Source organism: Bacillus cereus group sp. N24, assembly GCF_016483345.1.
In the GTDB taxonomy this organism is placed as follows: domain Bacteria; phylum Bacillota; class Bacilli; order Bacillales; family Bacillaceae_G; genus Bacillus_A; species Bacillus_A toyonensis.
In genome coordinates, this window is the sequence record NZ_JAEHCA010000002.1 from 230,620 (window position 1) to 253,603 (window position 22,984).

Consider the following 22,984-nt stretch of genomic DNA (forward strand, 5'->3'; position numbering starts at 1 on the left):
AGTATCATGTTTTCCAAAAAGATGCTACATCGAAAGGAGAGATTATCATAAAAGCCAGTGGTATTGTCGTTGAATATAACCCTTTTCATAACGGTCATGATTATCATGTGCAACAAACAAAAAAGTTAACACACTCTGATATTATAATTGCCGTTATGAGTGGCCCTTTTTTGCAGCGTGGTGAGCCCGCACTCATTTCCAAATGGTATCGCACTAAAATGGCCTTAGCAAGCGGTGTAGACCTTATTGTAGAGCTTCCATACGCATTCGCAACACAAAAAGCTGAAACTTTTGCAAATGGTGCTATTTCCATCTTAAATGCCTTACGCGTTTCTGAAATTTGTTTTGGCAGTGAAGATGGACAAATCGAAAATTTTTATAATACCATCTCTGTACAAAAAAACGAAGAAGCGACTTTTAATCGTCTCGTAAAGCAATTTATGAGCGCAGGTAATAGTTACGCCAAAGCTACATCTGAAGCCTTTCTACACATTTTACCATCCAAAAAAAACATCGATATGTCACAACCAAATAACATTTTAGGCTTTCAATACATAAAAGCAATTCTGGCGCAAAATAGTTCTATGCAAGCACAAACTATAAAAAGATACGCATCTCATTATCACGATGAAACATTTAGTAACCAACATATCGCAAGTGCAACGAGTATTCGTAAACAACTCTTTAGCGAAAATGGTTCATTTACAGAAATTGAGCCTTTTATCCCGAAAGCAACCGCTTCTCTTTTAGCAACTTATAAACAAAACTTCGGGATATTACATAATTGGGAACAATACTTTTCATTTTTTAAATACAAACTTATGACGATGTCTCCAGGGGACTTACGACATATATATGAAATCGAAGAAGGTTTAGAGCATCGTATTTTATCAAAAATACAAAACAGCTCTTCCTTCCACTCATTCATGGAAGCATTAAAAACAAAACGTTATACATGGACTAGATTACAAAGAGCCTGTACACATATTTTAACAAACACGACAAAAGAAGAGATGCATATGGCAAATATAGAACAACATGCACCGTATATTCGTCTACTCGGCATGTCACAAAAAGGACAAACTTATATTTCAAAAAACAAGAAAAAAATAGAACTTCCAATCCTTACTCATACAAAAAGTTTTGACCATCCTACTTTACATATAGAGCGAAAAGCAAATTCTGTATATTTCTCTATCATGCAAGAACCATTACGGACACAACTACTAAAACAAGACGTAACACACCATCCAATTCGTTACGATGAAACAACTACAACGTTTCTATAAGAAAAACCTCTCTATTTCAGAGAGGTTTATTTTTTCTCACCCATTTTTTCCAAATACTTCAATGCATCATCCAGCGTATCCACTGGTACAACCTTCATTTTTGTTTTAATATCTTTCGCAGCCTCAAGTGCATCTTTATAGTTGGATTTCTCCGCACCTTTTTCATTTGGCGCAAAAAACACCTCAGCACCCGCATCACTAGCAGCTACCACTTTTTGCTGTATACCACCAATTGGGCCAATTTCTCCCTTTTCATTAATTGTACCTGTTCCAGCAATTTCATGTCCTTTTGTTAAATCTTCTTCCACAAGTTGATTATATATTTCTAATGTAAACATTAAGCCTGCTGATGGCCCACCTATTTCATGGGAATCAATTTTCACTTTCGGATCTACTACTAACTCTCTTTCCGTCACGATAGAGACACCTATACCTACGCGGCCATTTCCATTAGGAATTGTCTTTACATTTAAATTTTCTTTTAACTGTTTTCCGCCTCGCATGTACTCAATATTTACTGTATCTCCTTCTTTTTTCCCTGTCATATACTCAATAAATTGATCCGTCTTTTCGAATGTTTTTCCGTCGACAGCTATGATGATATCTCCAAGCTTAAGCTTCCCCTCTGACGGCATACCCTTCGCTACACCAGCAACTAATACACCTTTATTTTCAAAAGAAACAGTACGATTCGCTTGTTTATACGCATTATAAATTGCTGCATTTTGCGAGTCTTTCATTGCATAATTTTGGCGGAATTGATATTCTTCATCACTCTCGCCCCTTTGCAATATTTCTTCCGCCTTCGAAACATGTGTATATTTATTAAATTGTGCTGCTATTAAATTCACCACATTTGCCGGCCCCATCGAAACCGTTACAAGCATAAAATCACCAGATTCTTTTGTTCCACCCTCAACTTGGACATACGGCTCTAATTTCGCAGCCATTCCTGGTTTTGTTACATAGTACGGTAAACGCACATAAACAAGTAACATCGCCAATATCACACCTATTAAGATTGCATATATAAACCGAAAACGCTTAAACATTATGTTTCTCCTTCCACTGCTCAATTAATAAATAAATATTTGAAACATGTTTTTCTGCTTCTACTTCTCCGACTCGAATAATGTCTTCAATGTTTGTAAAAGCACGTGAACTAAATTGTTCCACAGCTGGTCGCATCATTAAATCTGATGCAATTTGCCGATTCATTACAAGCTCATGCTGCATAATTTCAATACTTTGCATAATTACATCATAAATAGATGTAACCTCACCATTCACCTTAATCGGAGATACATCAACAGCAATAACAATATCGGCACCTAACTCTTTTACAACCGAAACTGGGATGCGATCAATCACTCCACCATCTACTAATAATCGTCCATTTACCTTTTCTGGCACAAACACTCCAGGGACAGATATACTAGCCCTCACCGCATCTGCAACAGGACCACTTGTAAAAACCACTTTCTCCCCCTTCAATATGTCAGTAGCCACAACAGCTGTCGGGATATCTAACTCTTCTAAATTTTTATTATATGTAAACATTTTAATCATATCTTTGACACGTTTACCAGCAATAAACCCCATTTTTGGTACCGTGAAATCTAAATAGTATTTCCTCTTAAAAACAGTCGCCAATTTATACAATCGTTCAACGTTACAGCCAGCTGCATAAAATGTACCTATTAAGGCCCCCATACTACTCCCTGCAATCATATGAATCGGGATACCCGCTTCCCTTAAAACTTTTATAACGCCAATATGAGCAAATCCTTTCGCTCCCCCAGATCCAAGCGCTAAACCAATCTTCGGTTCTTTCATTTTTCTCACCCTTTAATTTTTTTCATCCCTTTTTCATACTTATGGTCTAAATTCACCACGTATCCACGTATACTGAAATGAACGTTTTTTGGGACAAAGGGGGATTTACTTACATGTATGAAAAATGGAAAACCGCTTTCCTTACCATATCAACACTATTTTTAACCTTTTCTCTTGTACTCCACCCCCAAGCTGCTTTGCAAGCTTCCATTCGAGGGTTAAATATATGGTGGGAAGTTGTATTCCCTTCACTATTACCGTTTTTCATCATTGCGGAACTTCTAATTAGTATCGGTGTTGTAAAATTTATAGGCGTTATATTAGAACCACTCATGCGACCACTTTTTCGCGTTCCAGGAATAGGTGGATTTGTTTGGGCAATGGGCATGGCCTCAGGGTTCCCTGCTGGCGCCAAATTAAGCGCTAGACTGCGAAAAAGCGATCAAATAACACAAATTGAAGCCGAGCGCCTCGTATCTTTCACAAACTCTTCTAATCCACTTTTTATTTTTGGAGCTGTTTCTATCGGTTTTTTCAATAATCCGAAATTAGGAATCGTACTAGCTACTGCACATTATTTAAGCAACTTTGCCGTCGGATTAATAATGCGTTTTTACGGGCATAACACATCTTACACAAATGATAAACAAACTACTAAAAAACGTCCTTTTCAAAACCCTTTTTCAATCCTTCACCAAACACGCTTGCAAGAAAAAAGACCAATAGGAAAATTACTTGGGGACGCTATCGTTTCTTCCATTCAAACATTACTTATGATTGGCGGATTTATTATTTTATTTTCTGTGTTAAACAAAATGATTACTGTATTCCATATTACAGCAACTCTTTCTTTTATTATGCAACATATTTTATCATTCTTCCAACTAAGTACTGATTTTAGTATTCCGATATTATCAGGTATTTTTGAAATGACACTCGGAAGCCAAATGATTAGTCAAATAAATGAAACACCCCTTCTGCAACAAGCGATGGTAACAAGCTTCATTTTAGCATTTAGCGGCCTTTCAATTCAGGCACAAGTTGCTAGCATACTAGCTGAAACGGATATCCGATTTAAGCCATATTTTTTCGCACGAATTATCCAAAGTATTCTTGCTCCTATTTTTACGTTTATATTTTGGAAACCTTTTTATGAGAAAGTAAGTTCTTTCTCACCTATGGAAAAAGATATTCCCGTATTTTTATCCAATCATTCTTCTACACTACTTGAAATTTGGACATCTTTTGTACACTACGGACCGATTTTCACATTATTTTGTTTATACTTATATGTTATCTTATTGTTTTTACGCATGAATAAAGAAAAACCCCGTTCACTTTAACGGGGTTTGAAACTTTTCTTTTAAAGCACGCTCTACAATAGGAGGCACAAGATCTACTACACTTCCTCCATACCTCGCAACTTCTTTCACAATACTCGAACTTAAAAATGAATATTGGTTGTTTGTCATTATAAAAAAGGTTTCAATATTTTCATCTAATTTTCGATTCATAGAAGTAATTTGCATCTCATATTCAAAGTCAGAAACCGCTCGTAAACCACGTAAAATTGCATTTGCATTACGCATTTTTGCATACTCCACTAATAGCCCACTATGCGAATCCACTTTTACATTTGGGATATCCTTTGTTGCTTCTCGAATTAAATCTAGACGTTCTTCAACTGAAAAGAATGGTTTTTTTGATGAATTGTTTAAAACAACTACGTACACTTCATCAAACACTTTTGCTCCCCTTTTAATAATATCAAGATGCCCAAGGGTAATTGGATCAAAACTCCCTGAAGAAATAGCTATACTTGTCATTCCGTCTCCTCACCTTCATACTTATAAATCGATATTGCTGTAATCCCATAATTTTCAGCTCTTACTTTTACAAGATTCCCTATAGAATCAGGTAAAACAACATCATTACCATGCTCTGACATAATTAATCCATCTCTATGTAGCAATCCATGTTGATCCATCACACTAATCAAAGATACAATTTTTTGATCTTTATATGGAGGATCTATTAGTATAAGATCGAATGACATTTCACGCTTTATGAGCGCTTTCACCGCACGCTCTGCATCATTTCGATACACTTCAGCTTGTTCATGTATTCTACAACTTTCTAAATTTTGATGAATGACTTTTATTGCTTTACTATCTCGATCAACAAAAATCGCTTTTTCAATCCCTCTACTTATAGCCTCAATTCCAAGGCCACCACTACCGCCAAATAAGTCAAGAGCGGTACCACCATCAAAATAAGGGCCTATCATATTAAAAATAGATTCTTTTACTTTATCCGTCGTTGGACGTGTTGTATTGCCGGGAACCGCTTTAAGTGGGTGCCCTTTACATTTTCCTGAAACTACTCTCATCTGTTGTCACTACCTTTATTTCAATCTATCGAGCGCTTATAAAATCATTTCCCAATTCAGTAACCGCTGCAAAACTATATGTAACTTTCACCTATCCATAAGAAACTTTCTCTAAAAATAACCGCTCGTCATTTTTTATGTATTTATCTCGCCATTCGCTAACACAAACCCATTATGTACATTAATTCCACTTTCCCCCGCATTAACGGGCAGTAAAACTCCCAACTCAAAATTCGGTTAGAACAAAAAGTGAGGTGGGAAATTAACTGCCCGTAAACGCCCGATTGGTGAAGGCTAATAATCAGCGGGGATGCCCCCCACTGTTTAAAGTTTCACTTTATCTTTTTTTATCCTATCATAAAATAAAAAAAAGAAAAATAAAAAGCCAAACATAAAATTTAAATTCATTATGTATATCTTCATTTAGATTGGACATAAATAATTATAACAACATCACCTTCGATGTTGTTGCCAACCGCGGAGAAGACTTACGTTTCCCCATAAGTTCTTCCTCCGGTTTCTCCTCTCCCTTTGCCTTCTTACTAGTACATACTAGTATAAGAAGGGCCCTGCTTTGCAGGGTTTTTTTTCTTTGTCTACTTTTCATTTAAAAAGTGAGATGGTACAGTAAAAGAAAGAGGAGGAAAAGATATGATTCAACGCTTTATAGAACTTGGAGAAGGCTACTCTGATTTATATGAATTACTTGAAATTGCCAAAGCAAACCAAGAACGTATAACACATATGTTACAATTTGAAACAATTAAAAACGAAAAGAAAGTATGCTCGCTTGTTGTAATATTAAAACCGACCACTACTGGTGATTTCCAGCCATTATACATATGTCGTGAAGGTATTCCTATGCCTGAAAATAAAAAAAGTAAACGTGTCATTTTATTTGAAGAAATGGCAGAAAAACTAGGAAAAAAAGTGACCACATTTACTGTAAAACCGTCCACAACTTTCCCAGAAAAAGAACTATTTTTCAATCATCTAATTGGTATTTTACGAATGAATAATTTCATTCCTCCAATGAAATAACACTTTATTTAAAGTAAAAAAATCCCACGCTAAACGTAGCAGGGGATTTTTTTACTTTAACTATAATCGTATTCTTTTGCCCGATCAGGACGGGAATTTTCAAATTCCGTTTTTAAAAACGGACGGTACGACTGTTCTATCTTTTTCACAAAAGGAAGTTTATTCAACTTATGCATCATATGCTCAATTTGTTCCATATCACAATATACAACGGCATATTTTAATCGTTTTGATATGTAATGTATGTTACCATATTTTCTTAAAATCTTGGCATGTTTCAATGAATGTAAATAAACAATCATACTTTGTCGTTGCCCGAACATAATCTTCTCCATCTTCTCCTTTTAAAAACTTATATTTTATATTTTTTGAAAACTAACCAGAAATTTATGACATAATGAAACAAACTCTGTATACGTTTTCTTACATCTTCTAAAAAACGGGGTATATCACCCCGTTTTTTTACAACCGCAACCTCCGCCAGTACCGCAACCTCCGCCACAGCCACCAGCATCGAAAAATGGATTTCCTGTTGGAACTTTAATAGAAGAGGATACCTCAGAACCAATTGCTACACTAACTTCATCTAATAACTTTTGTAAAGCAGTTTCTGCTCGTTTAAAGGTTGCAATCTTATCATGCAAGTCTACAGAACGCTTTAATTCCCTCATTTTTGTTGACACGATAGTATAGTCAGGATGGTATTTCCCAAAACGCTGCACTTCCTCATATCGTTCCTTCATCGCTGTAAATTGCTGAATTAATGTCTGAACTTCCACATCCTCATGCAATTCTTTATAACACTTACGATAATCTTCTGCTATATCTGAACAGATGATCGCTTTTGCAAGCTGCTCTGCCTTATCTAATATTAATACGCTTTCTAGCGTCGCTACAATCATGAGAGACACCTCCGAGTATTCATCATACCACATTTAGAATAGAACTACTAATTGAAGTGACTCACTTAAAAGAAAGATATGACTCTAACTATTTTCAAACAATCTCAGATACGCTTATACATTAATATGTCCCGCAATATTATATTTAAGAACATCCCATTCTCCGCCGTTTTCTTTCACATAACTAATACATGCATTTTTTAACGGGGTCTTAAACGTAATTTCATCTGGTGCAATTGCATGTAAAATAGCTTTTATCGCATGTGAATGAGCAACAATAATAATACGTTTACCAGAATGAGTTACTGCAACATCTTCTAAAGCAGCAAAGCAACGAGCTACAATTTCTTTATCTAACTCCATACCTTCTACTTTACCCTCCGCAATTAACTCTCTAACAGTCGCAACCGGCTTCCCTGAAGCTTCTCCAAAATTCCGTTCAACAAATCGTTCATCTAATAAAATGGATTGTAATCCAGCTGCCTCTGCGATTGCCTTAGCCGTTTCTTGTGCTCTAATTAACGGACTACTTATAATAATATCCCACGATTCTACTTGCAAAGCAGCCGCACTTTGACTCGCTTGCTTTTTCCCAACTTCATTAAGTGGAATATCTTCACGCCCCTGAATAATCTCTTGAAAATTCCAATCAGTTTGTCCATGTCGTACTAAACAAATTTCCGTCATGCTGCAACTCCTTTTTTAAATAATCCGCTTCTATTGTAACAAAAGTTCTGCATGACGGACATAGTTTTCCCTTCCAATTATGTCGTATTTTGCTGCTTCATATACTGAAACATATCAATCATGATCGAAGCAACCGCCAATTGATTTTGAAATTTTTCTACTTTATCTGGTATCGTTTTTTTGAAATGTTGCATAGCAGCCAGCTCAAAAGCTTCTTTTTCTTCAGGATTTCGGGTTAACTTCCTATACCAGTATGGCTGCTCCCTAATATAACGCGATAAGTCCTCATCAGCCTTTATAAACTCCATAAGTTCTTCTCTCATCATCTTTCCCCCTAATCCTTTTGAAAGAAAAATGGATTATTTTCTTTGGAAGTACTTTGTTCTTGTTGCGTGCGACTTCCTTGAAACTGTTGAATAACTTGTTGCACACTCCCGATAGCACTCGTCACATTAGCTAAATGATGCTGCATTTGTTCCACATCTAGCTTTTTAAAAAAAGAAAGCATTTGTCCCATCACATCAGCAGTTTTTTCCTCTTCAGTTCGATTGTCTTTTTCCTTCTCTTTTTTATTTTCTTTTACTGAAGAAAAGGCAGGCGCTCCATCAGGTCTATAAGTTGCCCATATTGGATCTTCCTCACCAAGTAAGTACCATTCTTCATAAAATTGCTGCCAAGTTTTTTGACCACTTCTAACGTCATGAACCATTTTAGGGTGATGGTTTACAAATTCTTTAAACTGTTGAACCGATGGATGTAACGGTCCTTTTGTTGTTGGCATAATCCTCACCTCTTCATGTATATCTACTTATATTGTAAGAAAAAAAAGGCGCATGGTTCGCCTATTTTTAGACGATTCATGCACCTTTTTTACACTACTTAAAGTTTCACTTTATTTTCGAATAAAGTTTTGCGTATAAAATTTATCATATACCCCAACACCTAATCCGGTAAATTGTTCATTAAATAAATTTTTTCTATGCCCCTCACTATTTAACCAACCTTGTACCGCCGCAATTCCATCACTATGTTGTGCCGCTATATTCTCACCAGCAAGCTGAAACCCTACTCGTCCTCGTTGTAAACGATCTCCTAACGTACCTAATGTAGGTGAATCATGTGAAAAGTAATTATTGTCTTTCATATCTTTGCTATGTCCAATAGCAACATCTGCTGTTTGTTGATCCCACGTTAACAATGGTAGTTCATGACGACTTCGAATAATATTTGTTAAATCAAAAATTTGTTGCATATTCCCATTCTCTACTTGTTTCATCTTTTCTGGTGTTAATGGTTGTTCTGCTATTAATTCACCTGAATAAACAAGCTGATACGGTCTTTGGCGCAATAACGTTTCATCATCCATATAACGAACACCAACGAGTTCATGTGTGAAATGATCAAAATATAATTGTGCCCATCCATCTTCTACAGGTACTAACGGCTGTTCCATTACTTCCGTATCAGATAACTCAAATTGATAACTATTCTTCCCTCTTTTTAATGAAATCTCATGCGAGAGCGGATTCTTTTTGTATACATCTTCATATTTTTCATTTATATAATAAGGCGGTACCTTAACTTGTTCACCAGCAACATACGCTGTTACAATTTTACGTTCAGCAACTCCAAATTGAACGTACTGATTTAAATCTTGATTGTACACCCACCATTCATAACCGTAAGCAGATGGCTCTATTCGAGCTGGTTCTCCCCACTTTGCCAATAGATTTTCAGAATCTCCACCAATCATATTTAAAACAGTGTCTGAGGAGTCCTCATCGACTTGTTTTTTCTTTTTCACAATTTTATTTTCTTGTTTTGATTGAGATGGGGTTAATATATATTGTGAAACGAGTAATTTCCCGTATAAATCAACAGCTAAAATTAAAAATGTAATCATTACGATACGCAATAATTTCTTCAAACGATATACCTCCTGCACAAAACATAAAATTGAGATATACACAAATCCTTTTATTTCCTTTTTTGTGTGTACCGTACTCTTTTCACTATATCATATTTTCACAAAAAAAGTCTGGATTATCCCTTTTCTCTCAATATGAATTGCACTTTCTTATTATTCATACTATTATAAAAATAATGATGTAACATTAAAAAAGGAGGTATTATATGCAATTTACAAATACGAAATTTAATGGGGCCGTCGTTGATTTATCCCTTTTAACTGAGATTATGGAAAAGAACCATTTTGTACTAGCTGGACAGTGGGATTACGAAAGAGTTACATACGATTATAAATTTGAAATATTAAAGGATATTTATTACTTACGAGTGCGCGGAGTTGCTGTTGAAGGCGACATTGGCAGCAGACACGCTGAAGTAAAACTACTCCCTCCCTTATTAGGAAAACATTATTATCCTCACGGTGTTGAATATGGTGATGATGAGACTTTCCCAACAAATGTACTCCAAAAAAGCGAACAACTCCTACAAAATGTCGAAAAAGAGTTAAAAGAATTTCAAATTATTGAGTAAACCGAACAAGCGCATCAATATGATGCGCTTGTTCTATTTATCTTCCTTAAGAATGAATCGTCTTTTTAACTGGATACCCATAAATGGATCCATCTTTCACTTTAATCTCATCTTCCCAGGGAACCTTATACTTACCTTCAGCTAAATCTTTTACAAACGTATACGGGTTCTCTTTCACTCCACCAGGAGTCGCTACATATCCCCTTGAGCCTAAATTATATATATTATTTTCGAGCCCCCATCCTAATCTAGCCTGATCTGCTAGCTCTGGATATACTTCGGCAGTAACAATCTCCCAAGGGTTTCGGTGCCCCTGCACTAAAGTAGTCCCATCAAAATTACATACTTGTCCTTCACCAAAGTAATAAAATACACCATCATAACCCGCTAAGTTCACTGACAATGTATACATTAAATTTTGCCATGCATTTGAACGATTGGTTAACATCCATTGTTCACTAACTTGTGTGCTATATCCGGAAATACGGATCAAGACATTCGCACCTTTATAGGCTGCTTCACGGGCTACTTCAGGGAACATGCCATCATGACAAATACAAACAGCTAATTTACTCCCTCCAGGTCCATCACAAACAGGTAAGCCTAAATCTCCAGCTTTCCAAGGCTCGACCGGCACCCAAGGATTTAACTTACGATACTTCAAAATCATTTCACCCTGTGGATCAATAATAATCGCTGTATTATAAGGTTCTCCACCATCAGGATTTCTTTCCATTATAGAAAAAACACCATACACTTCAGATTCTTTACATGCCTCAGCAAATAAGTCTGTTTCTGGCCCAGGCACTGTACATAAAAACTCTTCTGTAGTCCATTTTTTTGTATTGAGCCCTTGTGTACTATATTCGGGAAATACTATTAATTCTAATCCAGGATAACCTGATTTAGTTGAATGAATTGTTTTTATGATTTGTTTAATTTGTTTATCAATGTCTGCACGTGACTCTACTACCGGTACTGGATATTGAATTAACGCTGTTAAAAAACCACTAATCGGCTTTACCATACTTCCGCTACTACCCATTTAAATTCCCCCTTAAAATAGTTCGTGTTTATTAAAGATAACAATATAAATTTGTAACTCTCTAAAAAACTTGCACTACATATGGAATTATTACACATGAAAGCTAGTAGTAAATTTTATATCCACTTTTAGTACACGCCAACACTAACTTAACACTAAAAGATTGAAAATTCAATCTTTTACAAATACCTAAAGCTAAAACTAAAAAAAAGAAAAAGCGTATGGAATCCCATACGCTTTTTTACTTAGTCTGTAAATATGGCGGCAATTGTTGCAACTGCTCCTTATCCTTTTCGCGTTCTCTACGCGCCCATTTAAAGAATACATAGCCGATAATCGTACCGTACACTATTTCCTGGACAATTTTCATAATGATACCGCCCGTTTGTTGGTCTTGTACTACTGGCATCCAGTGTAAAAATTCTGGTCCAGTTATATTTAATTCTGATAAAGTTCCCGCAGGTACGCATAGTTCCATCGCTTTCATCCAAGCAGCTGAATCCGTATACGTTGCAAATAACGGTGCAGTTGCAAAAATTATTAATGCACAAGCTGGCGTTAATAATATACCGTTAGCAAACATATAACCAAGTTTCTTTATATCACTTAACGTTTGATATTCTGGTAACGGATTTAACATCGGCCACCACATCATGATTGCCGAAAAAAATAATATAGCGAGGCAAATCGGATGGGCAATTTGGCTTTGTTTTACTGCATCAAAAACAACTGGCAAATGATAAAAAGAAAACAGTCCATTAAATACAAACAATGCAATAAGCGGTTTAGCAAAAATTTTCAACACAATTTGAACTAGCTTAAAAGAAGTAATATAACGATATAACCAAACTGGTATACCAAGTAATAATAAAGGCGGAACTGCAATATACATGACTGCCATTTCAAACATATGTGCACTAAATATAATATGGCCAATTAAATCAATAGGTCCACCCTTTACAAAATACAAAAGAACAATTCCAGACGTAAAATAAAAAATTTGCTTTTTACTTACCTTCGTCGCATTTTCAAATCGAGTTCTATATGGTCCAATAATTAAGAAGTATCCAATAAGAATCGAAAGCATAAATAATAAAAAGAATGGACTCCATAAAGCTTGAAAGCCAAATATCCATAAGTTACTCATTGTCACCCCCACCTTCCTAATGGTTATCCTTCCACATAATGTGAAGAGGGGGCTGTGACAACACAAGCCCCCTTATTCTTCACTTTTCAAATCCACACGATTGTCATAAAAGCTAAAATTGTAATTAATCCTATTAACAGGCCAGAATACAGAAAGAAACTTGCAGCCTCATGCCCTTTATGGCTCATATGCATAAAATAATACAATTGAAAAATTACTTGCACCACTGCTAATAGTAAAATAAACGGAACAGAGAAGGTTGGACTAAAAGTTTTTGGATATGCTACCGCTACAAATGCAACTAATGTCAGGAAAATCATTAGCGCAAACGTAATAACTTGGTGCTTCATCTCCTCTGCACTTTTTCTCTTCCGATAAACAAGATCCACCTTAGGATTATTTGTTTGTCTTATCGCCATTGTTTATCCCACCATTCCCATTAAATATACTACAGTGAAAATAAACACCCAAACTACGTCAATAAAGTGCCAATAAATTGATGCAACATAAAACTTTGGTGCGTTGTATAAATTTAAACCACGCTTCGCATTTCTAAAGATTAATGTTAAAATCCAACACAATCCAAACAATACGTGAAGTCCATGTGTACCAACAAGAGCATAAAATGCAGAGCCAAATGCACTACTTCTCATAGTATGCTTAAATTCATGTGTATAATGATAAAACTCATATATTTCAAATCCCAAAAACCCTAAGCCAAGCAACACTGTTACAAGTAGCCAAAGTTGCATTTTCTTAAAATTAAAGTTTTTCATATGGTACATCGCATATACACTCGTTAAACTACTCGTTAATAAAAGCATCGTCATAATGAAAACGAGCGGCATTTGAAACATCTCTTGAGATGTTGGTCCACCATTTGTAGAGTTTTTTAATGCTAAATATGTGCCAAACAAGGAAGCGAACAATACTGTTTCGCCTCCAAGAAATAACCAAAAACCGACAAACTTATTTTTCCCCTCAAGGGTTGCTTTTTCAGGCTCTGCTGGAAATGTTTCATTCGTTAATTTTTCATCTACATGCATTATGCCTTGCCCCCCTTATCCTCTAAATCTTCCTTATGAATATGATATCCATGATCATCGACTACTGAACGAAGGAACATTGCGCCAAATGTAATGATTAAACCAATAATTGCTACTAATAACCAGAACTTATCTTTTCCACCTTGCATATACATTGCACCGAATGCCGCTATGAATAAGCCTAGAGAAATGATAAATGGTGAAAATGAAGCATTTGGCATATGAATATCACCAACTGGTTCCGCCGCCGTCATCTCTTTATTACCTTCACGTTTTTCAATCCAAAACGGATCTAACCCGCGAACAAATGGTAATTGTTTGAAATTATATTCCGGTGTAGGTGCTGGCATTGTCCATTCTAGTGTACGTCCATCCCATGGATCACGACCAGCCTTCTCTTTTGATACAGTTGTTTTTATTACATTGAATAGAAGAACAATCGTTCCAAGAGCCATAAACACAGCTCCAATAGAACTAATCATATTCCCCATTTCCAATCCTTGCCCCTCAAGATATGTGTAGTAACGACGTGGCATACCAATCAATCCAAGGAAATGCTGAATAAAGAATGTTAAATGGAAACCGATAAAGAATAACCAAAATGTTATCTTACCTAATGTTTCATTTAATATTTTATTAAACATCAGTGGCCAATAATAATGAGCCCCTGCAAGTAAACCAAATACAACACCACCGACGATTACATAATGAAAGTGCGCTACTACGAAATAGTTATCATGAAATTGATAATCAGCTGGTGCAGATGCAAGCATAACGCCTGTAACTCCACCCATTACGAATGATGGAATAAAAGCTACCGCCCACATCATCGGTGTTGTAAAACGAATACTTCCGCCCCACATTGTAAAGAGCCAGTTAAATATTTTAATACCTGTCGGAACCGCAATTGCCATTGTCGCAACTGAGAAAATAGCATTTGCAACTGGACCAAGGCCAACAGTAAACATGTGATGCGCCCATACCATGAATCCTAAAAATCCAATTAATACTGTCGCAAACACCATCGATGAATAACCAAATAATCGTTTTTTCGAAAATGTCGCGAAGATTTCTGAGAATATTCCGAAAGCTGGGAGTATAAGAATGTATACTTCCGGATGACCGAAAATCCAGAATAAATGCTCCCATATAATTGTGTTCCCACCTAATGCTGGATTAAAGAAACTTGTTCCAAATAAACGATCTAACATTAAAAGTCCTAATCCTACAGTTAACGGCGGAAAAGCAAATAATATAAGTGAAGATGTTACAAACGTTGTCCATGTAAACATCGGCATACGCATATATGTCATTCCTGGCGCACGCATATTAATGATTGTAACAAGGAAGTTAATACCTCCAATTAATGTACCAATACCTGAAATTTGCAAGCCGAGTACATAAAAATCAACACCATGGCCTTTAGAAGCTAAAGCTAATGATGCATAAGATGTCCATCCTGCATCAGGTGCTCCACCTAAAAACCAACTTAAATTTAAAAATACTCCACCAAAGAAAAATAACCAAAATCCGAGTGAATTCAAAAACGGGAACGCTACATCACGCGCACCAATTTGAAGTGGCACGGCGGCGTTCATAAATGCAAACACGAGTGGCATAGCTGCGAGGAAAATCATTGTTGTACCGTGCATCGTTAATACTTGATTATAAGCATCCCCAACAAGAAAAGCGTTGTTAGGAATCGCTAATTGAAGGCGAATAAATAGTGCTTCTATTCCGCCTATTATAAAAAACAATCCACCTGCAATTAAATAGAGAATGGCAATCTTTTTATGGTCTACTGTCGTTAAATAATCCCATATGACAGCACCCATCCCCTGTTTTTTTGCTACAGAGCTCACGTTTTCAACCTCCCCTTCGCGAATAATCCCTCTTTACTTTTCAATCTTTAACGTTTGTAAGTATGCATTTAATGCATCAATTTGATCATCCGTTAAGTTGCCATATTTACCAGTCATTTTATTTCCTGGCTTCATATTTTCAGGATCTTTCAGCCATTTTTTTAAGTTTTCTTCATTATTTTCGGCAATACCAGCAACCGTATCACGATCAGCAAAGTTCGCTAAGTTTGGTGCGATACGAGCGGAAGGTGGTCTACTATCATTAGATCCAACTGCATGACAACCAATACAGCTTTTATTAAATATTTCTTGGCCCTCTTGCGCCTTTGTTGAAGCTACTTCTTTTTTCCCATCAATCTTCTTCATATCAGCAAGCCATTTTTTGTACTCGCTTTCATCTAAAGCTTTCACTTTAAATTGCATTAAAGAATGTGACGGGCCGCAAAACTCTGTACAAAAACCATTATAAGTGCCCGATTTATCTGCCTTTAACCACATTTTGTTTACATTGTCTGTATTTGTATCCATTTTACCAGCTAAAGATGGAACCCAGAATGAATGTTTAATATCGGCACCCTTCAAATTCAAATACACTTTCTTACCTGTGGGGATAACTAAATCTTGAGAAGTTACTATTTTTTCTGATTTATAAGAAAATTCCCACCAATAAAGATTCGCTGTTACATCAACAACGATCGTATCTTTATCAATATTCTTTTTCTCCATCGCACTTACATCAGCAAGTTTGAATGTATATGTAACCGTCGGAACAGCTAAGATTAGTAAAAGAATAATCGGAATAACTGTCCATATAATTTCTAGTTTGTGATTCCCTTCAACTTGTTCTGGAATATAATCTTCCTGACCTTTCTTTTGTCGGAAACGCACAATTACATACAAGAAAATAATAGTAACTACTAGTACTACTCCTACCATGATCGCACTCGCTAGTAAGAGCAGATCATATTGCATTTTTGCTACTTCTCCTTGCGGAATTAAAGTAGATTGAAAGGCTTTACCGCATCCCCCTAACAGTAAAGCCAGCAGTGAAACGAACGAAAGCAGTCGCCACTGTTTCTTCATACAAACAACCCCCACTTTCCTTGTGAATTAGATTGTACTTTATAGTTAAGTAAAGTAAATCTCAACGTAAAGAAATCCAATTATGTCGTTGTCTTAGAAGAATGTAACTACAATCATTGATACAAATAAGATTGTTAAATAATTTAGGGAATAAACAAACATTTGTACGGACCATTTGATGTCATCCTTCTTACGGAAGCCATAAAATCCTAAAACGATCCATCCGATGTTAAGCAATGTTGCAAGTACCATAAATGTTATCCCAAGTCCACTCATATAAAATGGTAGTGGTAATAAACATACTGTCCAAATCATAATTTGGCGTTTCGTAATTTCAAATCCATGAACTACAGGAAGCATTGGAATTCCTGCATTTCGATATTCATCAACACGTTTCATCGCTAACGCAAGGAAATGTGGGATTTGCCAAATAAACATAATTAAAAATAACATCCAAGCAATTGGATGGCCTAAAGATGGATCAATTGCTGCCCATCCAATTAAAGGTGGAACTGCTCCAGAAATACTACCTACAACAGTATTTAGCGTATACTTTCTCTTTGTCCATAAAGTATATAAGACAACATATGTGAAGGCACCAATAAATCCCATTAATACTGCCATCGGTGTTGTTAATAATAAGAATACAAATCCAAGTAGTAATATAACTAGTCCAAATGTAAGTGCAAAACCTGGTTTATACTTTCCTGTAACCGTTGGACGGGTTTTTGTTCTTTCCATTAACGGATCGATGTCTCGATCAATGTAGTTATTTAAACAACATACCCCTGCCATAATTAATCCGGAACCAACGATTGTAAAAAATAGCTTATCCAGATTGTCCATCACACTTAATCCATTAAAGTGTAACGCCAACCAAAATCCTGTAAATACAGTAAGTGTATTTGAGTTTACAATCCCCATTTTAACGAGCGCTGATAAATCTTGTAACCGAGTTGTTTCGGGTACACTTGTTACAGCTGACTCATCATGCAGCTCACTTGTTGCATGGTTCATCACTTTAACCCCCTCTTAAAACTTTCATCTTTCTTTTTGCGCCTATTTCGAATGAAATAATTCGCTTCTATATAGCAATATTATTACAGTAGAAATATTGTTAACCCATTCTACTACTAATCTACGCCCATACTCCAATATATTAAATCATATTTCCCGAACATTTTGTGAAGAAAACATGAACTTTTTGTGTCGAATATAAAAAAGCTTACTTCTTACTTATCCTTATCATAACATGATGTTACTTTCTATAATAAACTATTTTGTCATATTTAACACGTATTCTCCCCATTTCTTTTCAAAATAGCCTATTTTCCCCCTAAAAATTCCCTTATAAATTCTATTTTCACACCCTTTTTCTCCCCTTTGTCTTCCCCCTCCATTTCTTTGCTATTTTATTATTTTTTATATATCATAGGAACTAGCGCGTTTTATTCTATACATAATGGAATGAAAATATTTCGCAATAACTTCATAGCAGAAAGATGGTGAAAGAGATTGCAACGCTTTATTAAATGGTTAGCAGTCATTACAAGTCTTGATTTATTAGTAGTATTATTAGGAGGCGCTTTAGTTACAAAAACAGGTTCTGGCCAAGGCTGCGGTAAATCATGGCCGCTTTGTAATGGTGAGTTAGTTCCATCTAATTTATCGATGGAAACTATTATTGAACTAAGTCACCGCCTTACATCAGGATCAGCAGGAATACTTGTCACTCTCCTTTGTATTTTATCCTGGAAGTATTATAAACATGTGCGCGAAACAAAAACGTTAGCAATTTTATCCTTCGTATTTTTAGTTGCACAAGCATTAATGGGAGCGGCAGCCGTTGTTTGGGGTCAAATGCCAGCTGTACTTGCTATCCATTTTGGTATTTCCTTAATTTCATTCGCTTCTGTTATTTTGTTAACGTGTCTTATTTTTGAAATTGATCAGAAATTTGATGCACGTTCACTTATTATGGATAAAAAAATGAAATTTCACATTTATGGTGTAACAATTTACAGTTATATCGTCGTCTACACAGGGGCTTTAGTACGTCACGAACGAGCTAGCTTAGCCTGTCCAGACTTTCCTTTATGTAGTAAAAATAGACCATGGCCGACTCAATTACATGAGTGGGTTCAAATGGGGCATAGAGCTGCAGCGATATTAATATTCCTTTGGATACTATACGCAATGATTATTGCTATTCGTCAATATAAGCAACAAAGCGTAGTATACTGGGGATGGATTATTTCCTTTATTCTTGTAACACTTCAAGCTATTGTTGGGATTTTAGTTGTATATACAAATGCTAGTTTAGCAATGGCATTATTACATTCCCTATTCATTTCTTGCTTGTTTGCTGTATTATGCTATTTAGTTATGTTAGGAACAAGAAGTAAAGTGAACGCAAAAGAATCCGAATCAACTTCTAAACAAACAAAATAATTTAAAACTGAAATCCCTTGCCGAATCGGCAAGGGATTTTTTGCAATAAAAAAAGAGCTGTATTTACACAGCTCTTTTCTTATTTTAGTGATCTAATTCAATAAGTAAATCACCCGTTTGAATTGCATCACCATCGTTAACATATACTTTCTTCACTTTACCATTGAACGGCGCTTGAACTGTCGTTTCCATTTTCATCGCTTCTGTAATTGCCATAGAATCGCCTTTTTTCACTTCATCGCCTTCTTTTACAACTACTTTAATAACCGTTCCTGGCATCGTTGCGCTAATATGGTTTGGATTTTCACGGTTTCCTTTCACACGTTGTGCAACTGTTGCTTTCACACTTTCGTCTTTCACAACAATCTCACGTGGTTGTCCGTTAAATTCTAAGTAAAGAATACGATTTCCATCCGGCTGAGGTTCTCCAATTGATACTAGTTTAACCATCAATGTTTTACCTTGCTCAATTTCCACATCAATTTCTTCACCAAGTCTCATACCATAGAAGAATGTCGGTGTATCAAGCACAGATACATTACCATACATCTCAGCAACTTTTTCGTAGTCCATAAATACTTTCGGATATAACGCGTACGCAACTACATCGAAAATCGTTACTTCGCGTCCAAGTTTATGGAATAACTCTTCTTTTAAAGCATCAAAATCTACTGGCTCTAACAATTCACCCGGTCTTACTGTTAACGGCTCTTTCCCTTTTAAAATAATCTTTTGTAATTCTTTCGGAAAACCACCGTACGGTTGACCTAAATCACCAGAGAACATTTCAACAACAGATCCTGGGAAATCCAAAGCATGTCCACGCTCTAAAATATCTTGTTCTGTCAAATGGTTTTGAACCATAAATAATGCCATATCACCAACAACTTTTGAAGATGGCGTTACTTTTACAATGTCTCCAAACATGTCATTCACACGACGGTACATTACTTTCACTTCATCGAAGCGATCTCCTAAACCAACCGCCTTTGCTTGTTGCTGAAGATTACTATACTGCCCACCCGGCATTTCGTGCATATATACCTCTGTGTGAGGTGCATTCATACCACTTTCAAACGGTGCATAGTATTTGCGTACATCTTCCCAGTAATGAGATAGTTTTTCTAATGAATCTATATTAACATCTGGTTGTCTTTCATTTCCGCCTAATGCGTAGTATAGTGTGTTCGCACTTGGTTGTGACGTTTGACCTGCCATTGAACTCACCGCTACATCGACAATATCAACACCCGCTTCAATTGCCTTCGTATACGTTAATATACCGTTTCCGCTCGTATCATGTGTGTGCAAGTGAATCGGAATCGATACTGTCTCTTTTAATGCAGAAACTAAATCGTATGCAGCATTAGGTTTTAATAAACCTGCCATATCTTTAATACCTAATATATGAGCACCTGATGCTTCTAATTCTTTCGCCAAGTTTTTATAATAATTCAAATCATATTTACTACGTAACGGATCATGAATATCTCCTGTATAACACATTGTCGCTTCTGCAATTTTGCCAGTATCTCGTACAGCATCAATCGCAACTCTCATACCTTCTACCCAGTTTAAGCTATCAAAAATTCGGAATACATCAATGCCAGCTTGAGCAGAACATTCCACAAATTTTTGAATTAAATTATCTGGATAGTTTTTGTAACCAACTGCGTTTGAAGAGCGAAGTAACATTTGGAATAAAACATTCGGCATTTTTTCACGAAGATCTAGTAATCGTTCCCATGGATCTTCTTTTAAGAAACGATACGCAACATCGAACGTTGCACCGCCCCACATTTCCGCTGAGAATAAGTTCGGTAACATTCTCGCTGTCGGCTCTGCAATTTGATGTAAATCTTTTGTACGAATACGAGTTGCAAGTAGTGACTGATGCGCATCACGGAATGTTGTATCAGTTAAAAGTACACGTTTTTGATCTTGAACCCACTTTACTAATCCATCCGCTCCACGCTCATCCAAAATTTGTTTTGTTCCATTTTGTATCGGCTCTGAGTGTACTACATTTGGTATACGAGCATCCGGAAAAATTGGTTTCTCTTTTTTCCCTACTCCCGGGAAACCATTTACTGTTACTGAACCAATGTAATTTAACATTTTCGTTCCGCGGTCTTTACGTTTCGGGAATAAGAACAGTTCAGGTGACGCGTCAATAAACGACGTATCATATTCTCCTGATAAGAAGTTTTTATGTTTTACTACATTCTCTAGGAATGGAATATTTGTTTTAATACCACGAATACGGAATTCTTTTAAGTTACGTTCCATTTTTGCAGCAGCTTGTTCAAAAGTAAGAGCCCAAGTCGTAACTTTTACAAGTAAAGAATCGTAGTACGGTGTAATAACTGCACCTTGGAAACTATTACCTGTATCAAGACGAACACCAAAGCCACCGCCTGATCGGTACGCCATAATTTTTCCTGTATCCGGCATAAAATTATTTAGTGGGTCTTCAGTCGTTACACGAGATTGGATTGCAAATCCGTGCACAACCACTTCTTCTTGCTTCGGAACACCTACCATTTTACTATGTAATGCATGTCCATCAGCTATTAAAATTTGCGATTGAACGATATCCACTCCTGTAATCATCTCTGTAATCGTATGTTCAACTTGAACACGTGGGTTTACTTCTATGAAGTAAAACTCATCACCTTTTACAAGAAATTCTACCGTTCCTGCGTTTAAATAGTTTACATTTTTCGTTAACTTCACAGCAGCTTCACAAATACGTCGACGCAAATCATCTGAAAGCGAAACGCTTGGTGCGATTTCGACAACTTTTTGATGGCGACGTTGCACAGAACAGTCACGCTCGAATAAGTGAACAACATTGCCTTCTTCATCTGCTAAAATTTGTACTTCTATATGTTTAGGTTTTTCAACGAATTTTTCAACGTATACTTCATCATTACCAAAGGCTGCTTTTGCTTCTGATTTCGCGCGATTATACGATTCTCTTAATTCTTCACTAGCTCGTACTATACGCATACCTCGACCGCCACCACCAAGGGACGCTTTAATAATAATCGGGTAATCATACTTTTCAGCAAACTCTTCGACTTCTTCTATTGAATCTATTGGACCATCACTACCAGGAATAACCGGAATTTGTGCTAGCTGCGCTTGTGTTCTTGCTTTCACTTTATCTCCAAACATATCTAAATGCTCACTTTTCGGACCAATAAAGATAATTCCTTCTTCTTCACAACGTTTTGCGAATTGGATATTTTCTGACAAGAAACCATATCCAGGGTGGATTGCATCTACATGATTGCTTTTCGCAATCTCAATAATGCCCTCAATATCTAGATAAGCATCAATTGGCTTTTTCCCTTCCCCAACTAAATAGGACTCATCGGCTTTATAGCGATGATAAGAACCGCTATCCTCTTTAGAATAGATTGCAACTGTTTTTAATCCAAGTTCCGAACAAGCTCGAAACACACGAATTGCAATCTCTCCACGGTTAGCTACCAATACTTTTTGAATACGTTGCAGCTTTGTCATGATTTTCCCCCTCTACTTTCCTACCACTCTAGAGATAAAATATATACACACCATAAAAAGCGTGAAGTTCTTCACTTTCCACATTATATTATACTTAGAAAGTTTCACTTTATTTTTATCCATCATACCTTATTTTTTAACAAATGATAAGTTTTCTGTGCAATTTGTTTCACAAA

General features: G+C 36.2%; 23 protein-coding genes. 5 read left to right on the top strand and 18 right to left on the bottom strand.

Annotated features, from left to right (window positions below; translation table 11 throughout):
• Positions 1-47 precede the first annotated feature (47 nt).
• The gene (locus tag JDS95_RS04080; RefSeq protein ID WP_167545148.1) at positions 48-1,289 is read left to right on the top strand and encodes a nucleotidyltransferase; all 1,242 of its coding nucleotides are present in this window, start codon (positions 48-50) and stop codon (positions 1,287-1,289) included.
• Between the two features lie 26 nt (positions 1,290-1,315).
• Here JDS95_RS04080 and JDS95_RS04085 read toward each other — a convergent pair whose 3' ends face one another.
• Positions 1,316-2,341 carry a SepM family pheromone-processing serine protease gene (locus JDS95_RS04085; RefSeq protein ID WP_000476315.1) on the bottom strand — a complete coding sequence of 342 codons (1,026 nt, stop codon included), beginning with the start codon at positions 2,339-2,341 and terminating at the stop codon, positions 1,316-1,318.
• A complete protein-coding gene (locus JDS95_RS04090; RefSeq protein WP_000662585.1) occupies positions 2,334-3,125 on the bottom strand; it encodes a patatin-like phospholipase family protein in 792 nt (263 codons plus the stop codon). Before JDS95_RS04090 ends, JDS95_RS04085 begins: the two co-directional genes overlap by 8 nt.
• A gap of 113 nt (positions 3,126-3,238) precedes the next feature.
• On the opposite strand from JDS95_RS04090, the gene ylbJ reads away from it, so the two are divergent.
• Positions 3,239-4,468, top strand: coding sequence for a sporulation integral membrane protein YlbJ (ylbJ, locus tag JDS95_RS04095; protein WP_144467040.1), 1,230 nt, complete (start codon positions 3,239-3,241; stop codon positions 4,466-4,468).
• Here ylbJ and coaD read toward each other — a convergent pair.
• On the bottom strand, positions 4,460-4,951 hold the full coding sequence (gene coaD, locus JDS95_RS04100) for a pantetheine-phosphate adenylyltransferase (protein ID WP_000200597.1): 492 nt from the start codon (positions 4,949-4,951) through the stop codon (positions 4,460-4,462). The genes ylbJ and coaD overlap by 9 nt on opposite strands.
• On the bottom strand, positions 4,948-5,514 hold the full coding sequence (gene rsmD / locus JDS95_RS04105) for a 16S rRNA (guanine(966)-N(2))-methyltransferase RsmD (RefSeq protein WP_001266984.1): 567 nt from the start codon (positions 5,512-5,514) through the stop codon (positions 4,948-4,950). Before rsmD ends, coaD begins: the two co-directional genes overlap by 4 nt.
• A gap of 651 nt (positions 5,515-6,165) precedes the next feature.
• On the opposite strand from rsmD, the gene JDS95_RS04110 reads away from it, so the two are divergent.
• Entirely contained in the window at positions 6,166-6,555 is a 390-nt protein-coding gene (locus tag JDS95_RS04110) for a DUF7147 family protein (protein ID WP_000616007.1), read from the top strand.
• Positions 6,556-6,611: 56 nt separating this feature from the next.
• Here JDS95_RS04110 and JDS95_RS04115 read toward each other — a convergent pair whose 3' ends face one another.
• The 6 genes from JDS95_RS04115 to JDS95_RS04140 all read right to left on the bottom strand — a co-directional run bounded on the left by JDS95_RS04115 (position 6,612) and on the right by JDS95_RS04140 (position 10,071).
• Positions 6,612-6,878 (bottom strand): YlbG family protein, encoded by a 267-nt coding sequence (locus tag JDS95_RS04115; RefSeq protein WP_002093356.1) that lies wholly within the window; start codon positions 6,876-6,878, stop codon positions 6,612-6,614.
• A 126-nt stretch (positions 6,879-7,004) separates the two neighbouring features.
• Complete coding sequence (locus tag JDS95_RS04120; RefSeq protein WP_000634357.1) at positions 7,005-7,457, bottom strand: YlbF/YmcA family competence regulator; 453 nt, start codon at positions 7,455-7,457, stop codon at positions 7,005-7,007.
• Positions 7,458-7,571: 114 nt separating this feature from the next.
• Positions 7,572-8,144 carry a histidine phosphatase family protein gene (locus JDS95_RS04125; RefSeq protein WP_000134951.1) on the bottom strand — a complete coding sequence of 191 codons (573 nt, stop codon included), beginning with the start codon at positions 8,142-8,144 and terminating at the stop codon, positions 7,572-7,574.
• A gap of 77 nt (positions 8,145-8,221) precedes the next feature.
• The gene (locus JDS95_RS04130) at positions 8,222-8,467 is read right to left on the bottom strand and encodes a YlbE-like family protein (protein WP_001206442.1); all 246 of its coding nucleotides are present in this window, start codon (positions 8,465-8,467) and stop codon (positions 8,222-8,224) included.
• 11 nt (positions 8,468-8,478) lie between these two features.
• Positions 8,479-8,925: a YlbD family protein gene (gene ylbD, locus JDS95_RS04135; RefSeq protein WP_001143329.1), complete on the bottom strand. Its 447-nt coding sequence runs from the start codon at positions 8,923-8,925 to the stop codon at positions 8,479-8,481.
• A 111-nt stretch (positions 8,926-9,036) separates the two neighbouring features.
• Positions 9,037-10,071 carry a CAP domain-containing protein gene (locus JDS95_RS04140; RefSeq protein WP_000735382.1) on the bottom strand — a complete coding sequence of 345 codons (1,035 nt, stop codon included), beginning with the start codon at positions 10,069-10,071 and terminating at the stop codon, positions 9,037-9,039.
• 206 nt (positions 10,072-10,277) lie between these two features.
• On the opposite strand from JDS95_RS04140, the gene JDS95_RS04145 reads away from it, so the two are divergent.
• Positions 10,278-10,643 (top strand): YugN family protein, encoded by a 366-nt coding sequence (locus JDS95_RS04145; RefSeq protein WP_001160935.1) that lies wholly within the window; start codon positions 10,278-10,280, stop codon positions 10,641-10,643.
• Between the two features lie 46 nt (positions 10,644-10,689).
• Here the strand turns inward: JDS95_RS04145 and JDS95_RS04150 are convergent, their stop codons facing one another.
• The 7 genes from JDS95_RS04150 to ctaB all read right to left on the bottom strand — a co-directional run bounded on the left by JDS95_RS04150 (position 10,690) and on the right by ctaB (position 17,843).
• Positions 10,690-11,688 carry a formamidase gene (locus tag JDS95_RS04150; RefSeq protein ID WP_000535796.1) on the bottom strand — a complete coding sequence of 333 codons (999 nt, stop codon included), beginning with the start codon at positions 11,686-11,688 and terminating at the stop codon, positions 10,690-10,692.
• Positions 11,689-11,929: 241 nt separating this feature from the next.
• Positions 11,930-12,835, bottom strand: coding sequence for a cytochrome c oxidase assembly factor CtaG (gene ctaG, locus JDS95_RS04155; RefSeq protein ID WP_000069007.1), 906 nt, complete (start codon positions 12,833-12,835; stop codon positions 11,930-11,932).
• 86 nt (positions 12,836-12,921) lie between these two features.
• Positions 12,922-13,254: a cytochrome c oxidase subunit IVB gene (gene ctaF / locus JDS95_RS04160; RefSeq protein ID WP_001007827.1), complete on the bottom strand. Its 333-nt coding sequence runs from the start codon at positions 13,252-13,254 to the stop codon at positions 12,922-12,924.
• Positions 13,255-13,257: 3 nt separating this feature from the next.
• Positions 13,258-13,881, bottom strand: a complete 624-nt coding sequence (gene ctaE, locus JDS95_RS04165) for a cytochrome c oxidase subunit III (RefSeq protein WP_000557861.1) — start codon at positions 13,879-13,881, stop codon at positions 13,258-13,260.
• Positions 13,881-15,716: a cytochrome c oxidase subunit I gene (gene ctaD / locus JDS95_RS04170; RefSeq protein ID WP_170957719.1), complete on the bottom strand. Its 1,836-nt coding sequence runs from the start codon at positions 15,714-15,716 to the stop codon at positions 13,881-13,883. The genes ctaE and ctaD overlap by 1 nt, the downstream gene beginning before the upstream one ends.
• Positions 15,717-15,776: 60 nt before the next feature.
• Positions 15,777-16,826, bottom strand: a complete 1,050-nt coding sequence (coxB, locus tag JDS95_RS04175; protein WP_000745270.1) for a cytochrome c oxidase subunit II — start codon at positions 16,824-16,826, stop codon at positions 15,777-15,779.
• A 93-nt stretch (positions 16,827-16,919) separates the two neighbouring features.
• Positions 16,920-17,843, bottom strand: a complete 924-nt coding sequence (gene ctaB / locus JDS95_RS04180; RefSeq protein ID WP_001015063.1) for a protoheme IX farnesyltransferase — start codon at positions 17,841-17,843, stop codon at positions 16,920-16,922.
• Positions 17,844-18,341: 498 nt separating this feature from the next.
• Here ctaB and ctaA point away from each other — a divergent pair, with 498 nt between their 5' ends.
• A complete protein-coding gene (gene ctaA / locus JDS95_RS04185; protein ID WP_001188753.1) occupies positions 18,342-19,277 on the top strand; it encodes a heme A synthase in 936 nt (311 codons plus the stop codon).
• Between the two features lie 84 nt (positions 19,278-19,361).
• Here the strand turns inward: ctaA and pyc are convergent, their stop codons facing one another.
• The gene (gene pyc / locus JDS95_RS04190) at positions 19,362-22,808 is read right to left on the bottom strand and encodes a pyruvate carboxylase (protein ID WP_000164047.1); all 3,447 of its coding nucleotides are present in this window, start codon (positions 22,806-22,808) and stop codon (positions 19,362-19,364) included.
• Positions 22,809-22,984 lie beyond the last annotated feature (176 nt).